At 44.9% G+C, this 22215-nt stretch carries 18 protein-coding genes; 3 read left to right on the forward strand and 15 right to left on the reverse strand.

All coding sequences use genetic code 11. The features are described 5' to 3' along the window. Nucleotides 1-334 precede the first annotated feature (334 nt). The 12 genes from lysS to pth all read right to left on the reverse strand — a co-directional run bounded on the left by lysS (nucleotide 335) and on the right by pth (nucleotide 15195). On the reverse strand, nucleotides 335-1807 hold the full coding sequence (gene lysS, locus FC26_RS00005) for a lysine--tRNA ligase (RefSeq protein ID WP_191978866.1): 1473 nt from the start codon (nucleotides 1805-1807) through the stop codon (nucleotides 335-337). A gap of 32 nt (nucleotides 1808-1839) precedes the next feature. Further along, nucleotides 1840-2838, reverse strand: coding sequence for a tRNA dihydrouridine synthase DusB (dusB, locus tag FC26_RS00010; RefSeq protein WP_057777006.1), 999 nt, complete (start codon nucleotides 2836-2838; stop codon nucleotides 1840-1842). A 78-nt stretch (nucleotides 2839-2916) separates the two neighbouring features. Continuing rightward, complete coding sequence (hslO, locus tag FC26_RS00015) at nucleotides 2917-3810, reverse strand: Hsp33 family molecular chaperone HslO (RefSeq protein ID WP_057777007.1); 894 nt, start codon at nucleotides 3808-3810, stop codon at nucleotides 2917-2919. Nucleotides 3811-3951: 141 nt separating this feature from the next. Further along, a complete protein-coding gene (gene ftsH, locus FC26_RS00020) occupies nucleotides 3952-6006 on the reverse strand; it encodes an ATP-dependent zinc metalloprotease FtsH (RefSeq protein WP_057777008.1) in 2055 nt (684 codons plus the stop codon). A 127-nt stretch (nucleotides 6007-6133) separates the two neighbouring features. After that, nucleotides 6134-6673, reverse strand: a complete 540-nt coding sequence (gene hpt, locus FC26_RS00025; protein WP_057777009.1) for a hypoxanthine phosphoribosyltransferase — start codon at nucleotides 6671-6673, stop codon at nucleotides 6134-6136. Then, entirely contained in the window at nucleotides 6670-8070 is a 1401-nt protein-coding gene (gene tilS, locus FC26_RS00030) for a tRNA lysidine(34) synthetase TilS (RefSeq protein WP_083483695.1), read from the reverse strand. The genes hpt and tilS overlap by 4 nt, the downstream gene beginning before the upstream one ends. Nucleotides 8071-8088: 18 nt before the next feature. After that, nucleotides 8089-8631, reverse strand: coding sequence for a S1 domain-containing RNA-binding protein (locus FC26_RS00035; protein ID WP_057777011.1), 543 nt, complete (start codon nucleotides 8629-8631; stop codon nucleotides 8089-8091). A gap of 146 nt (nucleotides 8632-8777) precedes the next feature. Continuing rightward, complete coding sequence (locus FC26_RS00040) at nucleotides 8778-9161, reverse strand: FtsB family cell division protein (protein WP_057777012.1); 384 nt, start codon at nucleotides 9159-9161, stop codon at nucleotides 8778-8780. A gap of 95 nt (nucleotides 9162-9256) precedes the next feature. Next, on the reverse strand, nucleotides 9257-9535 hold the full coding sequence (locus tag FC26_RS00045) for an RNA-binding S4 domain-containing protein (RefSeq protein WP_057777013.1): 279 nt from the start codon (nucleotides 9533-9535) through the stop codon (nucleotides 9257-9259). After that, entirely contained in the window at nucleotides 9522-11105 is a 1584-nt protein-coding gene (locus FC26_RS00050; protein WP_057777014.1) for a polysaccharide biosynthesis protein, read from the reverse strand. Before FC26_RS00050 ends, FC26_RS00045 begins: the two co-directional genes overlap by 14 nt. Next, nucleotides 11083-14619, reverse strand: a complete 3537-nt coding sequence (mfd, locus tag FC26_RS00055; protein WP_157060983.1) for a transcription-repair coupling factor — start codon at nucleotides 14617-14619, stop codon at nucleotides 11083-11085. Before mfd ends, FC26_RS00050 begins: the two co-directional genes overlap by 23 nt. 15 nt (nucleotides 14620-14634) lie before the next feature. Further along, the gene (gene pth, locus FC26_RS00060; protein ID WP_057777015.1) at nucleotides 14635-15195 is read right to left on the reverse strand and encodes an aminoacyl-tRNA hydrolase; all 561 of its coding nucleotides are present in this window, start codon (nucleotides 15193-15195) and stop codon (nucleotides 14635-14637) included. Between the two features lie 249 nt (nucleotides 15196-15444). Here pth and FC26_RS00065 point away from each other — a divergent pair, with 249 nt between their 5' ends. Both FC26_RS00065 and cbpA read left to right on the forward strand, forming a co-directional pair. Next, nucleotides 15445-16404: an L-lactate dehydrogenase gene (locus tag FC26_RS00065; protein ID WP_057777016.1), complete on the forward strand. Its 960-nt coding sequence runs from the start codon at nucleotides 15445-15447 to the stop codon at nucleotides 16402-16404. Between the two features lie 213 nt (nucleotides 16405-16617). After that, nucleotides 16618-17253, forward strand: coding sequence for a cyclic di-AMP binding protein CbpA (gene cbpA, locus FC26_RS00070; protein WP_057777017.1), 636 nt, complete (start codon nucleotides 16618-16620; stop codon nucleotides 17251-17253). Nucleotides 17254-17305: 52 nt separating this feature from the next. Here the strand turns inward: cbpA and FC26_RS00075 are convergent, their stop codons facing one another. From FC26_RS00075 to acpS, 3 genes are all read right to left on the reverse strand, one after another. After that, nucleotides 17306-17752 (reverse strand): type II toxin-antitoxin system PemK/MazF family toxin, encoded by a 447-nt coding sequence (locus tag FC26_RS00075; protein ID WP_057777018.1) that lies wholly within the window; start codon nucleotides 17750-17752, stop codon nucleotides 17306-17308. Between the two features lie 84 nt (nucleotides 17753-17836). Continuing rightward, nucleotides 17837-18946, reverse strand: coding sequence for an alanine racemase (alr, locus tag FC26_RS00080; protein ID WP_057777019.1), 1110 nt, complete (start codon nucleotides 18944-18946; stop codon nucleotides 17837-17839). Continuing rightward, on the reverse strand, nucleotides 18946-19308 hold the full coding sequence (gene acpS, locus FC26_RS00085; protein ID WP_057777020.1) for a holo-ACP synthase: 363 nt from the start codon (nucleotides 19306-19308) through the stop codon (nucleotides 18946-18948). Before acpS ends, alr begins: the two co-directional genes overlap by 1 nt. A 152-nt stretch (nucleotides 19309-19460) precedes the next feature. Here acpS and FC26_RS00090 point away from each other — a divergent pair, with 152 nt between their 5' ends. Beyond that, a complete protein-coding gene (locus FC26_RS00090) occupies nucleotides 19461-22196 on the forward strand; it encodes a glycoside hydrolase family 65 protein (RefSeq protein ID WP_057777070.1) in 2736 nt (911 codons plus the stop codon). Nucleotides 22197-22215 lie beyond the last annotated feature (19 nt).

Here is a 22215-nt window from a genome sequence, read left to right on the forward strand (position 1 = left end):
GACCCTACACATTTGATTTGTCGAAACTTTGTTCAGTTTTCAAAGGTCTACCATGTGATCTGAATCACTCAGAACACACATAAGATGTTACCATGAATTAATGAATCATGCAAGCCCTTTTTCTTATGAAAAACAACTGAATTAGTTCAAAAACCCATGATGTGTCTAGTAGTAACGAATCATGAAACAAAACGTTACGTCGTGACAACAGATATAAACTATACGCTGCTATCTTTAATCCGTCAACATTAAATTTAAAAATGTGATATTTTTAATTTATACCAAACAAAAAGACATATTTTACGGCAAAAAGCCGTTAAATATGTCTCATTTTTTAATCTTCTGGCCGCATTGTTGGAAATAAAATCACATCACGGATCGATGGACTATCGGTTAACAGCATCGTCAACCGATCAATTCCAATTCCCAAACCACCCGTTGGCGGCATACCATATTCCAAAGCCTCGATAAAGTCTTCATCAATTCCTTCAGCTTCATCATTACCGGCTTCACGTTCTTTGACCTGAGCTTCAAAACGAGCCCGTTGATCAATTGGATCGTTCAATTCAGTAAAGGCATTGGCAAATTCATTACCAATGATATATAACTCAAACCGGTCAGTGAACCGGGGATCATCAGCATTTTTCTTTGCCAATGGTGAAATTTCAACCGGATGTCCGTATACAAACGTTGGTTGTTCAAGCTTATCTTGCACAAACTGTTCGAAAAATTCATTAATAATATGACCCACCTGCCAGTATTCTTCATACTTAACATGGTGTTCATCCGCAAGCTTCCGTGCTTCTTCAAGTGTCATTTCAGGCCAGAAATCAACTCCTGTGTACTGCTTGATTGCATCCACCATGTGAATTCGCTCAAACGGCTTATGAAGATCGAGTTCTGTCCCCTGATAGTTAATCTTACCATCTTCAGATACGGCACCTGCAGCAGCCTTAAAAATACCTTCAGTTTCATCCATTACATCATGGAAATCGAAGTAAGCAACATAGGTTTCGAGCATCGTAAACTCGGGGTTATGTTTAGTATCCATCCCCTCATTCCGGAACACTCGTCCAATTTCGTAAACTCGTTCAAAGCCACCCACGATTAATCTCTTAAGGTGCAATTCAAGCGCGATACGCAAATAAAGGTTGATATCCAATGCATTATGATGCGTAATAAATGGCCGTGCACTGGCACCCCCGGCTTGATTGTGTAATACCGGCGTTTCGACTTCCAAAAAGTCATTACCATCTAGGTAACTTCTAATTGCGGTTATAATCTTGCTCCGGAGCTTAAACCGGTTGAAACTATCCTGATTAGAAATTAAATCCAGGTAACGTTGACGATAGATCTGTTCTTGGTCCCGAAGACCATGGTATTTATCTGGCAATGGCCGAAGCGCCTTTGATAAAAACGTCAGACTTGTTGGTCGGATTGTCAATTCACCTGTATCTGTCTTAATAACATCCCCAGTGAAACCGAGAAAATCTCCAATATCAGCACGCTTAAAGACATGATAAACATCTTCGCCTAAGATATCTTTACGAACATACAACTGAATCCGACCACTACGATCGAGAAGATCGGCAAAGCCAACCTTCCCCTTTCCCCGCTTCGAAACAATTCGACCGGCAATGGTTGCCGTCTTATGCATCTCATTGAGTTCTTCTTTATCGACCCCATCAAATTCATCATGTAATTCCTGTGCTAAATAATCCCGTTCGAAACGGTGTCCAAACGGATCAATTCCATTATCACGGAGTTCATCCATCTTTTCACGACGAACGCGTAACTGATCATTCATTTCTTGTCCTTTTGCCACAATCTTTCCTCCAATTACTGTGCTTTTCTAAGCTGACGTTCTTGTGTTTTTTCAATAAATTGATCAAAAATATCATCAACTTGGGCTTCTGTCGTTGCTTCAACTAACGCAGCCTTGGTTTTGGCAGAATGCGAAGTACCCTTTAAATAAAAGGTTGACTGGCCTCTAAATTCGCGAACTGCCAATCCTTCACCCTTTAAATCAATCAATCGGTGTAAGTGTTCCTTCGCAATTGCCACCTTTTGTGCTGGCGTTGCCTCTGGAATTAGCTCACCGGTTTCTAGATAATGGGCTGTCTGCTTAAGCATCCAAGGGTTTCCCATCGCTGCACGCCCAATCATCACGGCGTCTGCACCGGTGGTCTCAAGCATGGCCTTGGCATCCTCTGCAGATCTAACATCGCCATTGGCCATAAATGGAATGGTTAATTGATCCGCAACCTGCTTCAAAACATTCCAATCAGCATGTCCCGTGTACATTTGTTTCCGTGTTCGGCCGTGCATTGCTAATGCGCTAGCACCAGCTTTTTCCGCTGCCAAAGCATTTTCAACGGCATACACGTGATCCAAGTCCCAGCCGATGCGCATCTTAACAGTGACCGGCTTTTTCACCGCGTCCGTCACATACGATACCATCTCATAGACCTTTTTAGGATCCAACAACCATTTTGCCCCGGCATCCGTCTTGACGACTTTATTAACAGGGCATCCCATGTTGATGTCAATCACATCTGCTTCGGTATGTTCATCCACAAATTTTGCCGCCTGCACCAATGTTTCTTTGGTCCCGCCAAAGATCTGAATCCCCATTGGATGTTCGACTTCTTCGACCTTCATCATCGACAGGGTTTTCTGATTATGGTACATAATACCGCGATCAGAAATCATTTCACAGACAACGTATCCGGCACCAAATTTCTTACAAATCACCCGAAATGCAGAATTTGTGACACCAGCCATTGGGGCAACGACCACTTGGTTTGGAATCGTAATGTCACCGATCTTCCACTCCATTTTTTCACCTCATTTTTTCTTTCGTTCTCACTTCATACGCGATGACTATCATAGCACATTCACTTATATGATAACAAATTAGTCCGCCTTCATCTGCAATAAAATTTTCTTTAAGTCGGTTTCGCTAAATTCATACTTATTACCGCAGAAATGACAAACCGTTTGTGCATGATGATCTTCGTTAATCAATTGTTCCATTTCATGGCGATCGATACTAGCCAACGCCTTCGCAAACCGTTCTTTGGAACAGTCACACTTAAATGCCACCGGCATGGTATCAAGAATTTTAACGTCTTCGCCTTCAAATAATAACTGTAAAATTTCTTCTGGGGTCTTTCCGTCACGCAGGAGTTCAGAGACCAGTGGCATTTTGCCTAATCGTGCTTCGAGTTCACTAATTTTTTCATCGCTGGCGCCTGGCATGACCTGCACCAAAAAGCCTCCCGCCACTTCAATACTATTGTCATCGTTCACAAAAACAGATAGCCCAACTGCGGATGGAATCTGTTCGGATTGCGCTAAGTAATACGTAAAGTCTTCACCCAGTTCACCGGAGACCAGTCCCACCTGACCGGTGTAGGGATCGCCCATTTCCATATCTTTGGTAACTGACAAAGTCCCTTGATGGCCCACGGCCCCGGCAACATCAATTTTGTGTTTTTCATTTAATGGCAAGTGAATATGTGGATGTTGTAAGTAGCCTTTCACGGTACCGTTAGCATTCCCATCTACAACAATGGCCCCTACCGGACCATTTCCTTGGACCTTGACCGTCATTTTTTCATCACCCTTAAGCGTTGCTGACGATAATAACAAAGTGCCCACTAAACTCCGACCAAGGGCTGCAGAAGCCGCGCTCCATGTATCGTGTCGCTTTTGTGCTTCCGCAACAATTCCGGTTGCATTGACCACGTAGGCCCGAAACATTCCTTCCACCGCAACACTTTTCACTAAATAATCTTTTTGTGACATATTTTTCTCCTCTTAATTCCGTCCTTAGCGATTTTTGCAGTCGCCATGCGGTTCTTTATTCACCAATAATAAAGGATTGACACAAAATTTGCATCAATCCTTTAATCGGACATCAGGACTATTCTACCCTAATGTTACTTTTTATTCATCTTTTGAATTTGAATCATCATCCTGAGTGTCATCCTTAGCTTGAAGATCGCTCTGGCGTTGTGCTTCCTTGCGCTCAAGTTCACGCTTAGATTCTTCAAACGTCGTTGCATGATCTTCACGGATTTCAGTTGAATCATCATCCGGCATTTTACCAGTCTTGAACAAACTCAAAATCTGCTTTTCATCAAGTGTTTCGTACTTGAGCAGTGCTTCCGCAATAATTCTGTGTTGTTCACGATGGGTCCGAATAATTTCCCCAGCCTGTTCATGACCCTTGGTTGTCAAACGACGAACCTCTTCATCAACCAATGCTGCGGTTTCTTGTGAATACTGTGGTCCGTATGGCGACTGTTGTGGGCTTTCAAGTTGAACCATGCCCAACTTATCGCTCATCCCATATTGAGTCACCATTGCCCGTGCAATTTGCGTGGCTTGTTCAAAGTCATTCGATGCACCAGAAGACTGTGAATTAAACACAATTTCTTCCGCAGCACGACCACCCATCAAACCAGCAATTTGTTCCATGGCATCCTTTTTGGACATCAACATCTGATCTTCCTTTGGAAGCATAATTGCATATCCACCGGCGCGACCACGTGGCACAATTGTAACCTTGTGAACAACTCGCGCATCGTTTAAGACCAATCCAACGATGGTATGACCAGCTTCGTGATAAGCCACCGTATCGCGTTCTTTCTTGGAAATTACACGATCTCGTTTTGCAGGCCCAGCAATCACACGATCTTCAGCTTCGTCAACTTCACCAGCACCAATGCGTTTCTTATTCCGCCGGGCAGCTAGCAATGCCGCTTCGTTCAGCAAGTTTTCCAAGTCGGCCCCCACAAATCCAGGTGTCTGCTTGGCAATTTCTTTCAAATCAACGTCATTACCCAATGGCTTGTTCTTGGCGTGAACCTTCAAGATCGCTTCACGTCCCTTGACGTCTGGCCGACCCACAAGAATCTTCCGGTCAAAACGACCTGGACGAAGCAGCGCCGGATCCAATACATCCGAACGGTTCGTAGCGGCCATCACAATGACCCCTTCATCACCATTGAACCCATCCATTTCAACCAGCAACTGGTTCAAGGTTTGTTCACGTTCATCGTGACCGCCCCCCATGCCGTTTCCACGTTGCCGACCAACAGCATCAATTTCATCAATGAAAATAATTGATGGTGCGGTCTTCTTCGCGTTTTCAAATAAGTCCCGGACACGACTAGCACCGACCCCGACGAACATTTCCACGAAGTCAGAACCTGAAATGGAGTAGAATGGAACGCCAGCTTCACCAGCAACGGCCTTGGCTAGCAATGTTTTACCAGTACCAGGAGGTCCCTCGAGAAGCACCCCGGATGGAATCCGAGCACCCAATGATAGGAATTTCTTTGGATCTTTCAAGAATTCGACCACTTCGACCAATTCTTGCTTTTCTTCTTCTTCACCAGCAACATCCGAAAAACGAATTTTGTTTTGCTTAGAATCGGAAGGTTTTGCTTTGGACTTACCAAAGTTCATTACACCACGGCCACCGCCGCCACCTTGGCCAGCTTGACCCATCATCATATAGAAGAAGAAAATCATAATGACGATTGGCAAAACATAGACCAACATGTTAACCCAGAAGCCACTCGACTCCTCTGCCTTGGTGCCCATCTTGACATCATTGGCTTGGGCATACTTTTGCAATTGCGAGATAGTTACATCGTTTTGCAAAACGTTAGTCTGGAAGCTCTTAGTCTTACTTGAGTTCCCATTAAACGAGAAGCCTGAGTTGCTACTCTTGCTAGTAGACTGCGCTTTCCGATACTGACCGGTAATCTTATAAACGCCGCCACTCGGTTGTACTTGGAAGCTCTTGACTTTGTCGTTTTTCAATTGAGAAACGAACTGGCTTTGTTGCACCGTCTTGGTCTGTGATGATGAATTATTGCCACCAAAGAAGAAATAAGCAATGCCCATAATACATAGGAAGATCACAGCGTAGAACAAGACGTTTCTTGAAAAGCCATTTTTCTTGTTATTGTTGTTATTATTGTTGTTCATAACTACCTCCTAACTAACGATTTTAGTCGATTATCGTTGATGAAAATTATCATAGCATAGTTAACAACCATTCACCATTAATTTATCGACAATCAGTTGCGATTAATACGTGATTGGAAGCACTTTTTTAATTTTGGTAAATCTCCGGTTTTAATACCCCGACGTATGGTAAGTTTCGATACGTTTCATCGTAATCCAGACCATACCCGACAACAAACTCATTGGGAACATTAAACCCGACGTAATCGACATCTACGTCTACTAGTCGACCTTCCGGTTTGTCCAATAGACTGCATACCCGAACATCGCGGGCATTGCGACTCGCCAAAAGTTCCTTGAGGTACTTTAGTGAGCGACCGGTATCAATAATATCTTCCACAATTAATACGTCACGACCGCTGACATCTTCTTTCAGATCGTTGAGTAAATCGATCTTGCCACTTGACTGGGTGCCACCGTGATAACTAGAAATATTGATAAAATCCAAATCAAGATAAACATCCATTTTGCGGATCACATCCACTGTGAATAAGCTAGCGCCCTTAAGCACCGAAATAATAATAGGTCGTTTTCCCTGGTAATCTTTCGTTAACCGTTCGCCGAGTCGACTCACTGCCGATCGAATATCTTCTTCGCTATATAAGACGCGCTCAATATCGTTATTCATCGAATTTCTCCTCTTACCTCAGTATCTTTTTTTGCCAAAACGACATGCTTCCAGTAACTGACATAATTATCCGGCCGCGATAACCATGCGACCTTTCTTCCCGGCACCCAAATTACCTGATCATTCCGGTCAACGACGACCACTTGCTGTGCCCGTGCTTCTTGGTCCACCTTTTGATCAATCATAATCCGTCGAACCGTCTGATGGTGACCACTTTTCAACCGGATGCGGTCTTGTGAGTGCCAATGCCGAACTGATAACGGCCACTGTTCCGGTGCTAGCCACAACTCAACTTGCTGATCCGCCTCTGGTGCTTGATCAAACACGCCAATTAATTGCCGTGCGGCACCTGTATACCACTGGTTTAATTCTAGCACAGACCCCGATTTATGAACATTATCATTCGGTTGATCAGAAACCTGATGATCCTCAAATATCAGCTGTTGATACCGCTTCACGACGTGGCCGCCTTGACTCAGGTCATAACTTGTTTGCGGTTTAGCCGGATTGCGTGCCATCGTGTCAAGCTGATCAAGTTGGTCCCGATGGACACTGGTAACGCCCCAGCGCTTTTCAAGCCACCGTTGTAACACCATGCGGCGCTTAAATGCGGGTAAAGCGGCTATATGAGCAATGCTTAACCGTCCTTGCACGTCACAGTTTTGCATAACCAACTGATCGATAACCTCATCGGCGAGCATTAATGTATCCTCTAGCTGATCCCGATAGTCGCTCAGATGATCAAGTAGCTGATGATTGACGTGCTGCATCGCGGGAATAATCTGATGGCGGAACTGGTTACGGACAATCGACAAATCACGATTGGTGGCATCTTCAAACCAAGTCAGGTGTTGCGCGGTCGCATACTGCACCAGTGTCGCCTTACTAAGGTTGAGTAATGGCCGCAATAGACGCCCTGTTGCAAACGGACGCTGCCAAGCAATCCCTAGTAATTGGTTCAATTGCCCCCCGCGGACCAGTTTCATCAGCATGGTTTCTGCCTGATCGTTTTGGTGATGTGCCGTGACCAGTGTTTGAACATGATTATCGGCCATCACTTGTGCAAAAAAAGCGTACCGGAATTGACGCGCCGCTGCCTCAATCCCCGTTTGAGGATGGTCGGCTTGCGGCCAATGCGTCACAACTAGTTGTAGGGCATGCTGTTGACAGTAATTTTGCAAATACATTTCTTCTTGAGCACTTTGTTTTCGTAACTCATGATTGACGTGAGCGACAATCACCCGTTCATGTCCCAATGACTTTTCCAGCAGGTGGAGCAACACCATTGAATCGACCCCGGTCGAGACCGCGACCACTACTCTAACTGATGGGTCAATAAAAAGGCGGTCCTGTGATAAGTTCCGCCTAAATTGATTTTCAACTGTAGTTGCATTCATCAATTTTTATTTTGTTGATTAGCTCCGACGGCCACCACGGCCACCGCGCTTCCCCTCGGTATTACGACGTAACGTGGACAACCGTGATTCACTTTCCTTCAGAAAGCCAGACAGTAAGTCATCAAAATCTTCATGACCGCCCTTTTTATGATCATTGCTATTGTTACGATCGCGGTAATTATCAGCAGGACGTCTCGATGATGATTGATGATGATTATTATTGTTACTATCGTGATGACCACCGTCATGATGGTTCCCACCATTGTTGCCATTATGGAATGACCGATCAGAATGCCCCCGGTGTCCCTGATGTTGTTGCTGTGGCTCGTCACTGGCTGCCTTGATGGATAACGCAATTTTACCGTCATCCCCAATTGACATCACCTTCACCGTAACCGTATCACCGACCGTCAACACATCGTGGATATCCTTGACGAATTTATTTGATACTTGACTAATGTGGACTAACCCAGTCTTGTGATCCTCTAAATCGACAAACGCACCAAAATTGGTGATTCCTGAAACCTTACCTGAAACCTTCGCTCCTACTTCAATTGCCATGAACAAGCAAATCCTCCTTGTATATTCTAATGTAAAGTATATCATAGATCAGAATTACATAGCTAAGAAAAAGAGATTTCGTTTTTGGAAATGAAAAGGGTTGCGAAATGATGCCGAAACATCAAATTTCACAACCCACATATCACTTATTTATCTTGAGATTGATTGGTGAAATTATAGACCGTCTCACCAGATTTAGCATAAAAATACTTTTGTCGAATAATTTTCTCCAGGTATGTATCATCGTTTAGTAATTTGACCTGTTGATTCAACTGTTTATTTTTAGCCTTTACATGCTTGAGTTTAGTTTGCTTTTGGACCGTCTGAGCCTGAATATTTTGCAGGTTATGGTGCGCCTGGAAAATTTGGACACCAAAAAATATTGTCAAAACGGCAAACACCGAAACGATCATATAAAACCGTTTCTTGCGAACTTTCAGTAGGCGTTGTCGTTTAGCATCGTTATCCGCAAGTTGTTGAGAATACGGGGTACGCAGTTGGGAAATATTATTTCGATTATTGCCAGCCATATCTACGAATCCTCCTCAAGTTTTCTAGCTCGAGTATAGCATAATTATCAATCGTTCAATATTGCTTGAAAGGGTTTGTAACATGTTTGTTAAATTTAGTTAACTCCCTTACGAAAGTCCTCTTTATAGCTTTCGTCCAGAATCTCATACATCTGTTCAGCTTCATCTTTTTTTGTCGTTTCGATGATCTTATTGATCTTGATTGTCTCAGTCTTATTACCGAATTTAATTATCAATTGATCGCCCAGTGCAACATTACTTGATGACTTTGCAGCCCGACCGTTCACGGTAATCCGACCTTGATCGGCAATTTCTTTTGCAACTGATCGCCGTTTGATAATTCTGGATACTTTTAAAAATTTATCTAGTCTCATTTGATTTCATCCTATCGTTTAATTTTATTAAAAATTGTTTGCCATGTGGGAGTAGCAAAAGTTCTTTGACACTCAAAAGGTGCCACCAAACGCTGAGGCCCCCAGCAATCACGACACCCACAATCACCGCAACCATAACCGCCAACAGTGCGCCTAGGCGACTCATCGGTATCAACCACGAAACCAGTTGCGCGGTGCCACCGGCTATAACTCCCATCATGACACAAATTGCTGTTAATTTCACGGCAAACCAATGTTTTGTATGCCAGTGAAGTAAATCAGGCAGTCCCTGCCACACCACTAATAGCGTTGCCAGCAGTGCCAATACCGTCCCGAGACTCGCCCCGACAATCTTAAAATGCATGACTAACCAGTAATTTGTCAGCACCTTAACCCCTAAGCCGATCAATAATCCCGTAACGATTTGTGAGAAGCGGTTCAAGCTTTGCATCACACTACTATACATCGTAATCACCGCCGCTAAAATAATACTCAGCATATTCACCGCTAAGGCAAAGCTGCCCAAGCGGCTCGCAAATAACAGTTCATTGATTGACGGCATAATTGCAATGAGTCCCGTCGTACATAGGGCGGATACCGCAATACACACATGTGACAAGACTTGGAATTGACGACGAAATTCAACCATCTTCATCTTCTGATAGCTTTCCGTGAGGCTCGGTACCAATAATGCCGAGACCGATGTCGCGACGACTAATCCGAGTTGAATCAGCGGTTGCCCACGGTCAAAAACCCCTTTAAGGCTCATCGCCAATCCATTTGGCACACCAGCGCTAACTAATGCACTTTTGACGGTAAAAGAATCCACAAGCTGCAATAAGATCATCATCGCAGCAAACAGACTAATGGCCCCGCCTTCAACGACTAACCGCTTCACTAACCGCCCATCAAAAGCCATCTTCACCGTTGGCCGTCTAAATAGTTGGCGACTCGTCATCATAATAATGAGCGAAGAACACAGTGCGGCAACCGGCGCACTAGCCATTGCAAGGGTTCCCGTCCGATAGATTTGCCAGTGGTGCTGGGAGGCAAGAACGGCGACACACACAACGATTGACACACGCACGACTTGCTCTACAAGTTGGGTGACTGAAGTGGGCCACGTCACGTATTGACCCTGATGATAGCCCCGACCAACAGCCAGAAATGGCATCCCCAAAAACATGAGTGAAACACTCCGAATTACCGGTGCTAGGTTGCCATCCCCCATCAAACGTGCAATTGGAAATGCTAGCCACCAAAGGATGCCCGTCACTATCAATGCGGCGACCAATAGCAGGCTAAACAATTGCTGTGCAACGGCTAACTGCTGCTGTTTTGTTTCCTGTTCCGCAATCACCTTTGAAATAAACACGGGGAGTCCCGACAAGGCCAGCACAATCCCCAGACCATATAGCGGATAAACCTGTTGATAGACGTAAAAGCCATCATTTCCCACTAAGTTTTGAAACGGAATCCGATAAACGGCGCTCAGAATCTTAGCGACTAGTGAAGAAATCGCCAGAATCATCGTCCCTTGAAAAACTCTACTCAGCTGTTTGTGCTGCATGATCGCGATCCTCACTTAATTCATCGGCACAGGCAGCTACCAACGTGGTCAACTGCTCGAGCCAGATGGGTTCCGTCATTTTCGGCTGAATAACCAGTCGCAGGGTTAACTTACCTTCATCCTCACTAATCGTAGCCTTGAACTTCGTCAATGCCAAATTTTTGAGAATTTGTTGCGGCTTTAATTTCTGACTGCCTAGTTTACTGAAAGTCACAAACAAGTATCCCTGTTGCCGGCGAATCTTTTCAATCAGGCTCAAGTCTGCATACAATTTCAATTTTGCAATTGCGAGTAGGTTTTCAACCTGTACCCCATAGTCCCCAAAGCGATCAATCAAATCACTTTCCAGGTCCATCAATTGCGTTTCATCCTCGACCTGTCGAATACTCTTATAAAGCTCAATTTTTTGCCGCTGATCATCAATATAATCGTCTGGCAAATAGGCCTCTAATCCCAACTCGACTTCAGCATCTGACTTCGCCGTTACCTTCTTACCCTGTTTCTTGGCAACCGCTTCGGCCAGCATTTGTGAGTACAAATCATACCCAACGGAATCAATAAACCCATGCTGTTGCTTTCCTAATAAATTACCGGCGCCCCGAATTGATAAATCTCGCATCGCAATCTTAAAGCCGGACCCTAGTTCGGTAAAATCCCGAATTGCGGCGAGTCGTTTTTCACTAACTTCGTTGAGCACCTTATTTTGTTGATACATAAAGTACGCGTACGCAACCCGATTGCTCCGGCCAATGCGTCCCCGAATTTGGTACAGCTGTGAGAGCCCCATATGATCAGCATTCTCAACAAATAGCGTGTTAACGTTGGGAATATCGACCCCGGTTTCAATGATCGACGTCGTCACAAGCACATCGTACTCACCGCGGATAAAATCGTAGAGCACGCCTTCCAGTTGTGCTTCTGTCATTCGGCCGTGAATAAAGCCCACCCGTGCTTCTGGGACCAACATCTGAATTTGGGCAACCGTTTTTTCAATATCCATCACCCGATTATGCAAGTAATATACCTGCCCACCCCGCTGCATTTCACGCATGATACCATCGCGCAGGGCGCCTGCATTTTGCTCCATCACGTAGGTTTGAATCGGAAAGCGTCCGGCCGGTGGTGTCTCAATCACGGAGAGATCCCGGACCCCCAGCATCGACATGTTCAAGGTTCGCGGAATTGGAGTCGCCGTCAGCGTCAAAACATCGACACTTTGCTTCATCTGTTTGAGACGCTCTTTATGCTGCACCCCAAACCGTTGTTCCTCGTCAATAATCAGTAAACCGAGATCCTTGAAATGGACATCTTTTGATAACAGTCGGTGCGTGCCGACCACGATGTCACACTGGCCAGTTTTCAACTCATCTTCCGTTTGGTGTAGTTCCTTAGTAGTTTTAAACCGCGACATTAACCCCACCGTGACCGGGTAACCTTCAAATCGCGTTTCGATGGTATCAAAATGTTGCTGTGCCAAGATCGTTGTCGGTACTAAAAAGGCAACCTGCTTACCGGCCTCAACCGCTTTAAAAGCTGCTCGGAGTGCGACTTCGGTTTTACCAAAACCGACATCCCCGACCAGTAGCCGATCCATGGGCTTGTCCCGTTCCATATCCTTTTTGATTTCTTCGGTACTTCGGAGCTGATCACGCGTTTCTGAGTACGGAAAGTCATCCTCAAATTGTTGCTGATACCCATCATCTTGGGGATATGCATACCCCTTTTCTGCTTCTCGTTGCGCATACAGTTCCACCAGGTCATCCGCAATATCTTCAATCTTAGCTGCGACCTTCCGCTTGGTTTTCGCCCATTCAGCGCCGCCAAGTTTGTTAATTCGAGGTGTTTTAGACTCAGATGAAACGTATTTTTGGACCAGATTAAGTTGGTTAACCGGTACAAAAATCTGGGCATTATCCCGGTAATTAATGACAATATAATCTTGATGAACGCCACCAACTTCCATTGTCTGAATACCTTGAAAAACCCCAATTCCATGATTAACATGCACCACAAAATCACCGGGTTTAAGATCCGTATAGTTTTTAATTCGTTCGGCATTAGCTAAGCTTTGTCGAACAACGTGTTTCTTTTTAACCTGTTTGAACATCTCGCCTTCAGTCACAACAACAAGGTTGGCCTCGGGCCATTCAAAGCCATTTTGCAATCCACCAGAAACAATTTGAACGACACCTTGTCGAATTGCATCCGGTTGGGTTTGAACCACATCCATACCAAAATCGGCCAGTGTATCGGTCACTTTATCCGTTCGTTCCTGACTATTAGCCATTAAAACGACCGTTTGTCCTTGTTTTTCCCACCGTTGCATTTCCGCCTTTAAAATGGGCATCTGACCGAAAAATTGCTGCATATTGCGGGTTGCCATGTCCACGATTTGGCTAAATCGAAGTTGGCCCATTCCCTTTTTAAACAGCGCAAAAACGACCTGACCATGCTGATCATGATGGACCAGATCTTCAACTTGGAACCCGTACGTTTGCGTCTCAAATAGTTGATGCTGCTCACGCTTATCCGTGATCCAATCTGCTTCGTCGGCCTGTAATTGCTTTTCAGCTTCCACAATTCGAGTGTAATCATCAAAGTAAATCGTCGCATCCGGTGCCAAATAATCCAGTAGCGACGCCTTATCTGGATACACGAAATCAATAAATTCAACCATTTCGGGCATCAATTGATGATGTTGTAGTGCCTTCACCAGCGGTAACACCGTCTGCTCTAGATGCTGTTTATCATGGTCATCTTTGAGCGCTTTGAGTTCTGACTGTAACTGCTGCTCCAATTTTTGGGCCGCAGTTTCAAACATCGCGGGCGCAATAATAAAGTCCGTTGCCGGCAAAATCGTCACCGTTTCAGCATTTTCAATGCTCCGTTGACTATCGGCATCAAAAAAGCGCAGTGAATCAATCTCAGTATCAAACAGATCAATTCTGACCGGATTATCCGTATTGAGGGGGTACACATCAATGATCGAACCCCGAATAGCAAAATCACCGGGCCGTTCCACCATTTTACCCAGTTGGTAACCCATCGATCCCAGCCACAGCCGAAACTGTTCTAAATCAATGTCGTCGCCCACCTTTAAGGTAACGACCGCTTGTTGAAAGACGGCTGGCGCGGGTAAAAAGCGTCGCAATCCGGAGGCTGACGTCACGACAATACAGTGTTCATCGTTTAGCAGTGCGTGTAACGCTTGCACCCGCCGGAGCCGAAAATCAGGTGAACTAGTCGCAACTTCGGCTGCCAGCATTTCTTCTGCTGGAAATTGGTACACCGATTCCGCGGGGAGGCGATTCATAAGATCCTCAGCGAGTTGTTCCATGTGATAATTATTATCCGTGATCACAATCTGGGCGTGCTGCTGTTGCTGATAGAGCGCACTGACCAGTAATGTCCGTGCTGAGCCAGCAACCCCGGTGATCAGTTGCCGCCGGGCAACAAGTTTTTCAGTTATTTGCTTAAAGGCTGGCATTTGTTCCAGTAGCGTCTCTAATTCCACAATTGCACTCCTTAATTAATTATATTCGTTCATTAATTGGTCAAAGGTCTTGCCATCTAACCACTCTTCAATTGCCCGTTCCGCTTCAATTTTGCTGTCGCTAAACGGCGCCTGTTGTTCTGGCTTAAATTTGCCCAGTACGTAGTTCACCACGCTTTGTTTATTCGGGTGTTCAATTCCCACCTTAACCCGGTTGAAGTGCTGTGTTCCCAGATGGCTGATCAAACTTTTTAGTCCATTATGGCCGCCAGCGGAGCCCTTCTTTTTCAACCGAATTTTACCAACCGGCAAATCCATATCATCGTGGATGATGACCAAATCTTCAATCTCAACATCGTAATAATCCATAATGGGGCGCACCGCGCGACCGGATTCGTTCATAAACGTAGTCGGTTTGACGAGTAACACTTTATGACCATTAATTTGACCAGTCGCAATCATTGCTTCCATTTTACTGACCTGCTTAAATGCCAGTTGATGATCTGCTGCCAATTGATCAACCACCATAAATCCAGTGTTGTGCCGTGTGCCATCATATTGTAGTCCGATGTTACCAAGTCCGACGATTATCTTCATGTTTTTACTTCTCCCTTAACAAAATACGAAAAGGCTGAACGAATTCACTCGTCCAGCTCATACTTCGGCCATTATAAACTAGAACAGCGCCTCTTCACAATTGTTGTGGCCTCAAAAGATTAAATTTTCCTGATAATTTTCAAAATTTTTAATGTTTTTCACAAACTTACTATTTAGTTCCTAGATCATCATGCTATAATATGCAGTGTTAATTTTTGTATTATTGTATTTTCGAAAGGATGGATTGAATTGACCAAAAAGCAAAATCACCAAAAAGTCGTTCTGGTCGGCGACGGTGCCGTTGGCTCAAGTTACGCATTTGCCATGGCTCAACAAGGAATCGCAGAAGAATTTGTGATCGTTGACGTCATTAAAGATCGTACAAAAGGTGATGCATTAGACCTAGAGGATGCCCAAGCATTTACTGCTCCAAAGAACATCTACTCTGGCGAATACTCAGACTGTGCAGATGCTGACCTTGTTGTCATCACTGCTGGTGCCCCACAAAAGCCAGGCGAGTCACGTCTTGACTTAGTTAACAAGAACTTGAAGATTCTTTCAACAATCGTTAAGCCAGTCGTTGACTCAGGCTTCGATGGCATCTTCTTAGTTGCTGCTAACCCAGTTGATATCTTGACTTACGCAACTTGGAAATTCTCAGGTTTCCCAAAGAACAAGGTTATCGGTTCAGGAACTTCTCTAGATACTGCCCGCCTTCGTGTGGCATTGGCTAAAAAGCTAGACGTAGATCCTCGCGACGTGAGTGCCTTTATCATGGGTGAACATGGTGATTCAGAATTCGCCGCTTACTCAACAGCTACTGTTGGTGGCAAGCCAGTCGTTGACATGGCTAAAGAAGCTGGCGTTTCATTCGACGATTTACTTGAAATCGAAGACAAGACACGGAATAAGGCTTACGATATCATCAACTTGAAGGGGGCCACTTTCTATGGTGTTGCCACTGCTTTGATGCGGATTTCAAAAGCTATCTTGCGTGATGAAAATGCCGTATTGCCAATCGGTGCTTCACTTGAAGGCGAATATGGCTTGAACGATATCTTTATCGGAACACCAGCCGTTATCAACGGCCAAGGCCTTGCTCAGGTAATTGAAGTTCCTCTTGATGATCGTGAAAAAGATTTGATGGCTAAGTCTGCCGAAACACTTCGTCAAATCACTGCTGATGGATTAGCTAACCTTAACAAGTAGTCCTCAGTTCTTAAAAAGTAGTGTCACCATTCTCATAATGATGACACTATTTTTTTGTGATCAAAACACTAGTTTAACTGGATAGCTATGCCTTAACATCTATCACTGGTTAAATTATCATTAACATTTCTAATATTATTCTCATTATTTGTATGAATTTATGCTATGATGTACTAGGTGTTTTTCACATATCAAAAATTGGAGTTTTTAACTATGCTAATTAAATCATTGGTCAAGACCAAGGAACAGTTGACCACCTTACCCGAAGATACAACGCTCGAAGAAGCCTTAAACGTTTTGGAAGAGTCCGATTTCCGTTGCGTTCCCATTCTTGATAAAACGAACAAAATCTTTCGTGGTAATATTTACAAGATGCATATCTACCGTCACAAATCACGCGGTGGTGATATGCAACTCCCCGTGACATCATTGCTCAAAAATTCCACTAAATTTATTTCAGTCGATGCGGCTTTTTTCAATATTTTCTTTTCTATTAAAGACTTACCTTACATTGCGGTGTTAGATGAAAATAACCAGTTTTATGGTATTCTCACCCACACCAAATTATTAGGGATGCTTGCTGAGGGGTGGAATATTCATACCGGAAGCTACGTCATCACCGTTACAACCCCCGACGAGCGTGGTTCCTTAGCCACCATGTCTAAAGTGATTACCAAATATTGTCAAATTGCGAACTGCATTTCACTTGATTTGCAGGGATCAACTGGCCTCCGCCGGATCTTATTTACGCTTCCAGCTGGCGTCGACCAAAAAAAGCTAGACAAAATCGTTCATGCCTTGAAACGTAAAAGCTTCGATGTCCCGGAAATCGAAAATCTTCATGGCTAATAGCTGTGTAAAAAAGCCCGTCAGATCAATCATCTGACGAGCTTTTTGTTATCTACTTTTTAGCTGACTTATCAACTTTTTTAGATTGGTTTGAGGATTTCGTATGTACTGTTCGACGGTCACCATTGTTATGTTTGTTCGTTTGACTAAGTAATCCGACACTGACCTGTAAGGCATGATCAACACGTCTCATCGTCTCATCGTCTAAATGTGTCACTTTGTCACGTAAGCGTTGCTTATCAATTGTTCGAACTTGCTCTAACAAGATCACTGAATCTTTTTCAATGCCGACATATTCTGAATTAATGCCGACGTGGGTAGGCATCTTGGGTTTTTGAATCCGTGCGGTAATGGCCGCTACAATCACTGTCGGACTGTAGTGATTGCCGATATCATTTTGCACGATCACAACCGGCCGCATCCCCCCTTGCTCAGAACCGATTACAGGGGACAGATCAGCGTAAAAAATGTCACCACGCTTAATTTCAACCTTTGCCATTCCACCACCTCCCAATGTTGCATGCTAAAGATTAAAATATCCCGTCAATTATAACATACGTTACCCTCATATTAGTAATACTTTTTAATTTAAATACTGGCGGTCTAGTCGGGGGGCCAAACCAGTCAAGATTTCATAATTGATGGTCCCTACATAGTCCGCAATCTGCGTCACCGTAATTTGCTGATCGCCTTGCCGACCAAAAATCGTCACATCTGTTCCGATTGGTAATTCATGTGGTAAGCGAATCATCATTTGGTCCATACAAACCCGACCAACCACCTCACAAAACTGCCCGTTAACTAGCACATGAAAGCCCTGCATAGCACGTGGATATCCGTCGGCATAGCCCAGTGGAATCGTTCCAATCCATTCATCTTGTTCGGCCCGGTAAGTGGCCCCATAGCTGACACACTCACCAGCGTGCAACGGTTTAACAAAGTCAATTTTACTGACCAAGCTAATCGCTGGCTGGAGGGCCAAGCTAGGTTGGAGCACGTCACCGGAGGGGTTTTGACCATACAATGAAATGCCCATTCGCACCATGTTACCCGCGATATTGGTATGCCACATGCCGGTCGCTGAATTTGAAACGTGGACGTATCGTGGTAAGGGGTCAATAATTTTGGTGAGCATTTCCCACTTGTGAAATTGTTGCATAAAATAGTGATCATCTTGTTCATCGGCCGTCGCAAAATGGGTAAAGACGCCCTCAAAGTCAAATGCTGCAGTCCGGACAACTGCTAACGCCTGCTTTAATTCAGGCGTCTCACGAAATCCAATGCGTCCCATTCCGGTATCAAGTGCTAAGTGAACTTTTAATGGCTGTTTAGACTGTGGCAACTTCTGATAGGCCGTAAACCATTCCAGCGAGCCAACCGTTAATGAAATATCATTTTCAGCAGCAACGTGCGCCTGCTCAGGATCAGTAATTCCCAGTACCAAAATTGGTTGAGTCAGCCCCGCTTGTCGCAGCGCCAACCCCTCATCTAAAATCGCCACACAAAACCCCTTCGCGCCAGCCTCTAGCGCTGTCTGGGCAACAGCGACCAGACCATGCCCGTATGCATTTGCTTTAACCACCGCAAATAGCGCGGTATCAGGGGTTAACTTTTTTTGTTGCTGTTTGATGTTGTGTCGAATTGCTTGTCGGTCGATCAATAATTTTGTGGCACGATGGGTACCAACTACCATTATTCAGGCTTCCCTTCTAGTATTACTTGCGTCATCACTAACTGTGCGGTATGAGACACCGAAACATGAACGACGCCATCGAAAACTGACTGAACTGCGTGTGGCTTGCCAAGTTCATCATCCAAAAATTCCGCATCTTGAAATGAAAAATGCCGCCCAATCCCCGTGCCAAGGGCTTTGGAAAACGACTCTTTCAGTGAAAAGCGTCCCGCCAAGTACTCTGCCTGTGCTTGGCCCTGTCGCTTTTCGTACTGAGCCCGTTCGTTGGGCGTCAAAATTTTATCGAACATATGGGGATGCTCGACATGCATCTGCTTAATTCGTTCAATTTCCGTGAGATCAATTCCGGTTCCAATAATCATTGATCATACCTTCTACTCGATAATTTATTGAACCCTCATTATACCAAAAAAAGAATCCAACAACAATTCAAGCCAATCTGACCATTTCAATATAGCGTATCATTTGAAATATTTTTGTAATGATATTATGGTGAGACTGTTGAACCACTTTGTTGAAAGGAGTCTTTAAAACGAAAACTATTTCACTAAAAGTCACAGATGAGGCAATCGAGATATGCTACCAACCCAGTCATCACCACGCTCAACCTCGCAAGGCTGTGATTACATATGATGAAGATCAGACAATTGGTGAAAATTTAGAAACGATCAAAGTTAAGTTAGCCGGCACCTCATTTGATGCCATTATTATCGAGAACCCTCTCACGTATCCTTTTTCCGACACGATTGTAGGTATCGCTCATCAGCGTATCGATATTGGCCTCGCACTCACCAACATGTTTAATGTGCCGGTAGTCGCCCGAACCACCGTCGATCGCGATGGACTGGCCGCCGCAATCAACCATAAGAAAGATTATCTAAGCTGGCATTTGGACTACTACGGCCAGTACAAAGATAAACGAAACTACGGGCAAGAAGCCATGCTGACAATCGGTAATGGCTTTTTTGGCTTGCGTGGCGCCTACGTTGAGGCCCGTGCCGACCAAAATAACTACCCGGGGATGTACGTAGCTGGTCTCTACAACCAAAATACCACGAACATCAACGGCCGCGATGTCACAAACGAGGATCTTGTTAATTTACCCAACGCTCAGTATATGAGTTTTGGAATTGATAATTCAAACCCCTTTAAAATTCGCCGTTCGGATATTCGCGATAGTTACCGGAGCTTAAACCTCAAAACAGGGGCACTCACCACAACCATGATGATCAACCTCGCCACCGGTCACCAATTGATGGTTAAGGCCACCAAAGTCGCTGATATGCAGCACTGGCACCGGTTCGTGGTGCGTTATGAAGTCACACCACTTAACTTTGCGGCTAACATGCAAATTTACGCCGAAATTGACGGCCGTGTTATGAACCAAAACGTTGAACGCTACGCCGAATTCGATCAGCGCCACACAACCGTTACTAGCTTAAGTGCCGCCACCGACCATGCCGAATTAAGCGGCCAAACCAAAAACTCCAACATCCAATTTGCGATTGCTGATCGCCTTCTTTCAGACGACACTGATACGATCAAAAACACCGTTGCCAGTAATTCGACTGCGGCCATTCGACAAACCCTAAATATCGACGTCGTCCCACAACACACGTACACGTTCGATAAGGTGGTCGCCCTATTTACAAGTCGTGAGAGTCAGGCTGCCCAGCTTGAACAGTTGGCCCTCGATGAGCTTCAAGAAACCACATTTGACCAAATTCTAACGGATAATCAACGTTTCTTCGCTCGTGCTTGGCAGCAAAGTGATATTATCATCGACGGTGATTTAACCAGTCAAAAGTTAACCCGCGTCAATATTTTTCACCTCTTCGTTGCCGCCCATGCGCTGCAAAGCGGCCAACTCGATGCCTCGGTCGGGGCTCGGGGCCTGCACGGTGAAGCGTATCGGGGACATGTTTTTTGGGATGAAATGTTTGTGATGCCTTTTTACGTCTCCCACTACCCCGAGCTAGCACGACAGCTGCTCCTTTACCGGTACAAACGACTCCCAGCCGCCCGGCAATATGCAGCCAGCGAAGGTTATCAGGGCGCCATGTTTCCATGGCAGTCTGCTTCCAAAGGAGATGAACAATCTCAGTTTGTTCATCTCAATCCGTTAACTCAAAAATTCGAACCAGATAATAGTCGCCGTCAGCGCCACGTCTCATTGGCCGTAGCTTACAACGTCTGGTTGTACTTCCACCAAACAGGGGATCGCGACTTCATGACTCACTACGGGCTTGAAATGCTGCTATCAATCGCTCAATTTTGGCTCAGTATTGCCCAACCTACCGCAGACGGTCAGCACTATACCATCTCGGGCGTCATGGGCCCAGACGAATTTCATGAAGAATATCCAAATAGCGACCACCCCGGACTTACTAATAACGCCTACACAAACTTGATGGTGGCTTGGCTGTTTACCACAATCCAGCAGCTGAGTGATCACACGGATGCAACCATCCTCAAAACGGTCAGCCAAAAAATTCACTTTGGGCAGCAAGACTACCAGACAATGACCAAGATTGCGCAACAATTGAAACTCGACATTAATGAAAATGGTATTATCGGTCAGTTTGAGGGTTACTTCAATTTACCAACCCTCGATTTTGACGCCTACCGAAAAAAGTATGGCGACATTTCGCGCTTGGATCGCATTTTAAAATCCGAAGGAAAAACCCCGGACGCCTACCAAGTCGCTAAGCAAGCCGATGCACTCATGATTTACTACAATTTTAATCCGACGACCGTCACGACACTGCTTAATCAGATGGGCTATCCCTTACCTGATCAAGCTCTGACCCATAACCTAGAATTTTATCTCGCACGTACCACCCACGGATCCACTTTATCCCGAGTGGTATACGCCGCGCTGACCAAAATGGAAGGAAATATGGATCAATCTTGGAAGCTCTTTCGTCAGGCCCTCTTCTCTGATTACTATGATATTCAGGGTGGTACCACCGCCGAAGGAATTCATCTGGGTGTAATGGGCGCCACACTAGAGATTGAAACTCGTTTTTACGGTGGAGTTAGCTTCTTGGGTGACCAAATTACCGTCACCCCTCACTTACCGAAACAATGGCAGCAACTCACGTTTACCCAACTCTTTCGTGGCACCGCCATTCACTTCGAGATTACCCACCACCAACTTATTATCGATGCGGATCATGATCTCACCATGACGGTGTTGGATCATCCGACCCAAATTCATGCTCACCAACCATTACAGATTAACTACTAATATAAAAAGGAGACGATGT

Source organism: Paucilactobacillus vaccinostercus DSM 20634 (genome assembly GCF_001436295.1).
Classification (GTDB): domain Bacteria; phylum Bacillota; class Bacilli; order Lactobacillales; family Lactobacillaceae; genus Paucilactobacillus; species Paucilactobacillus vaccinostercus.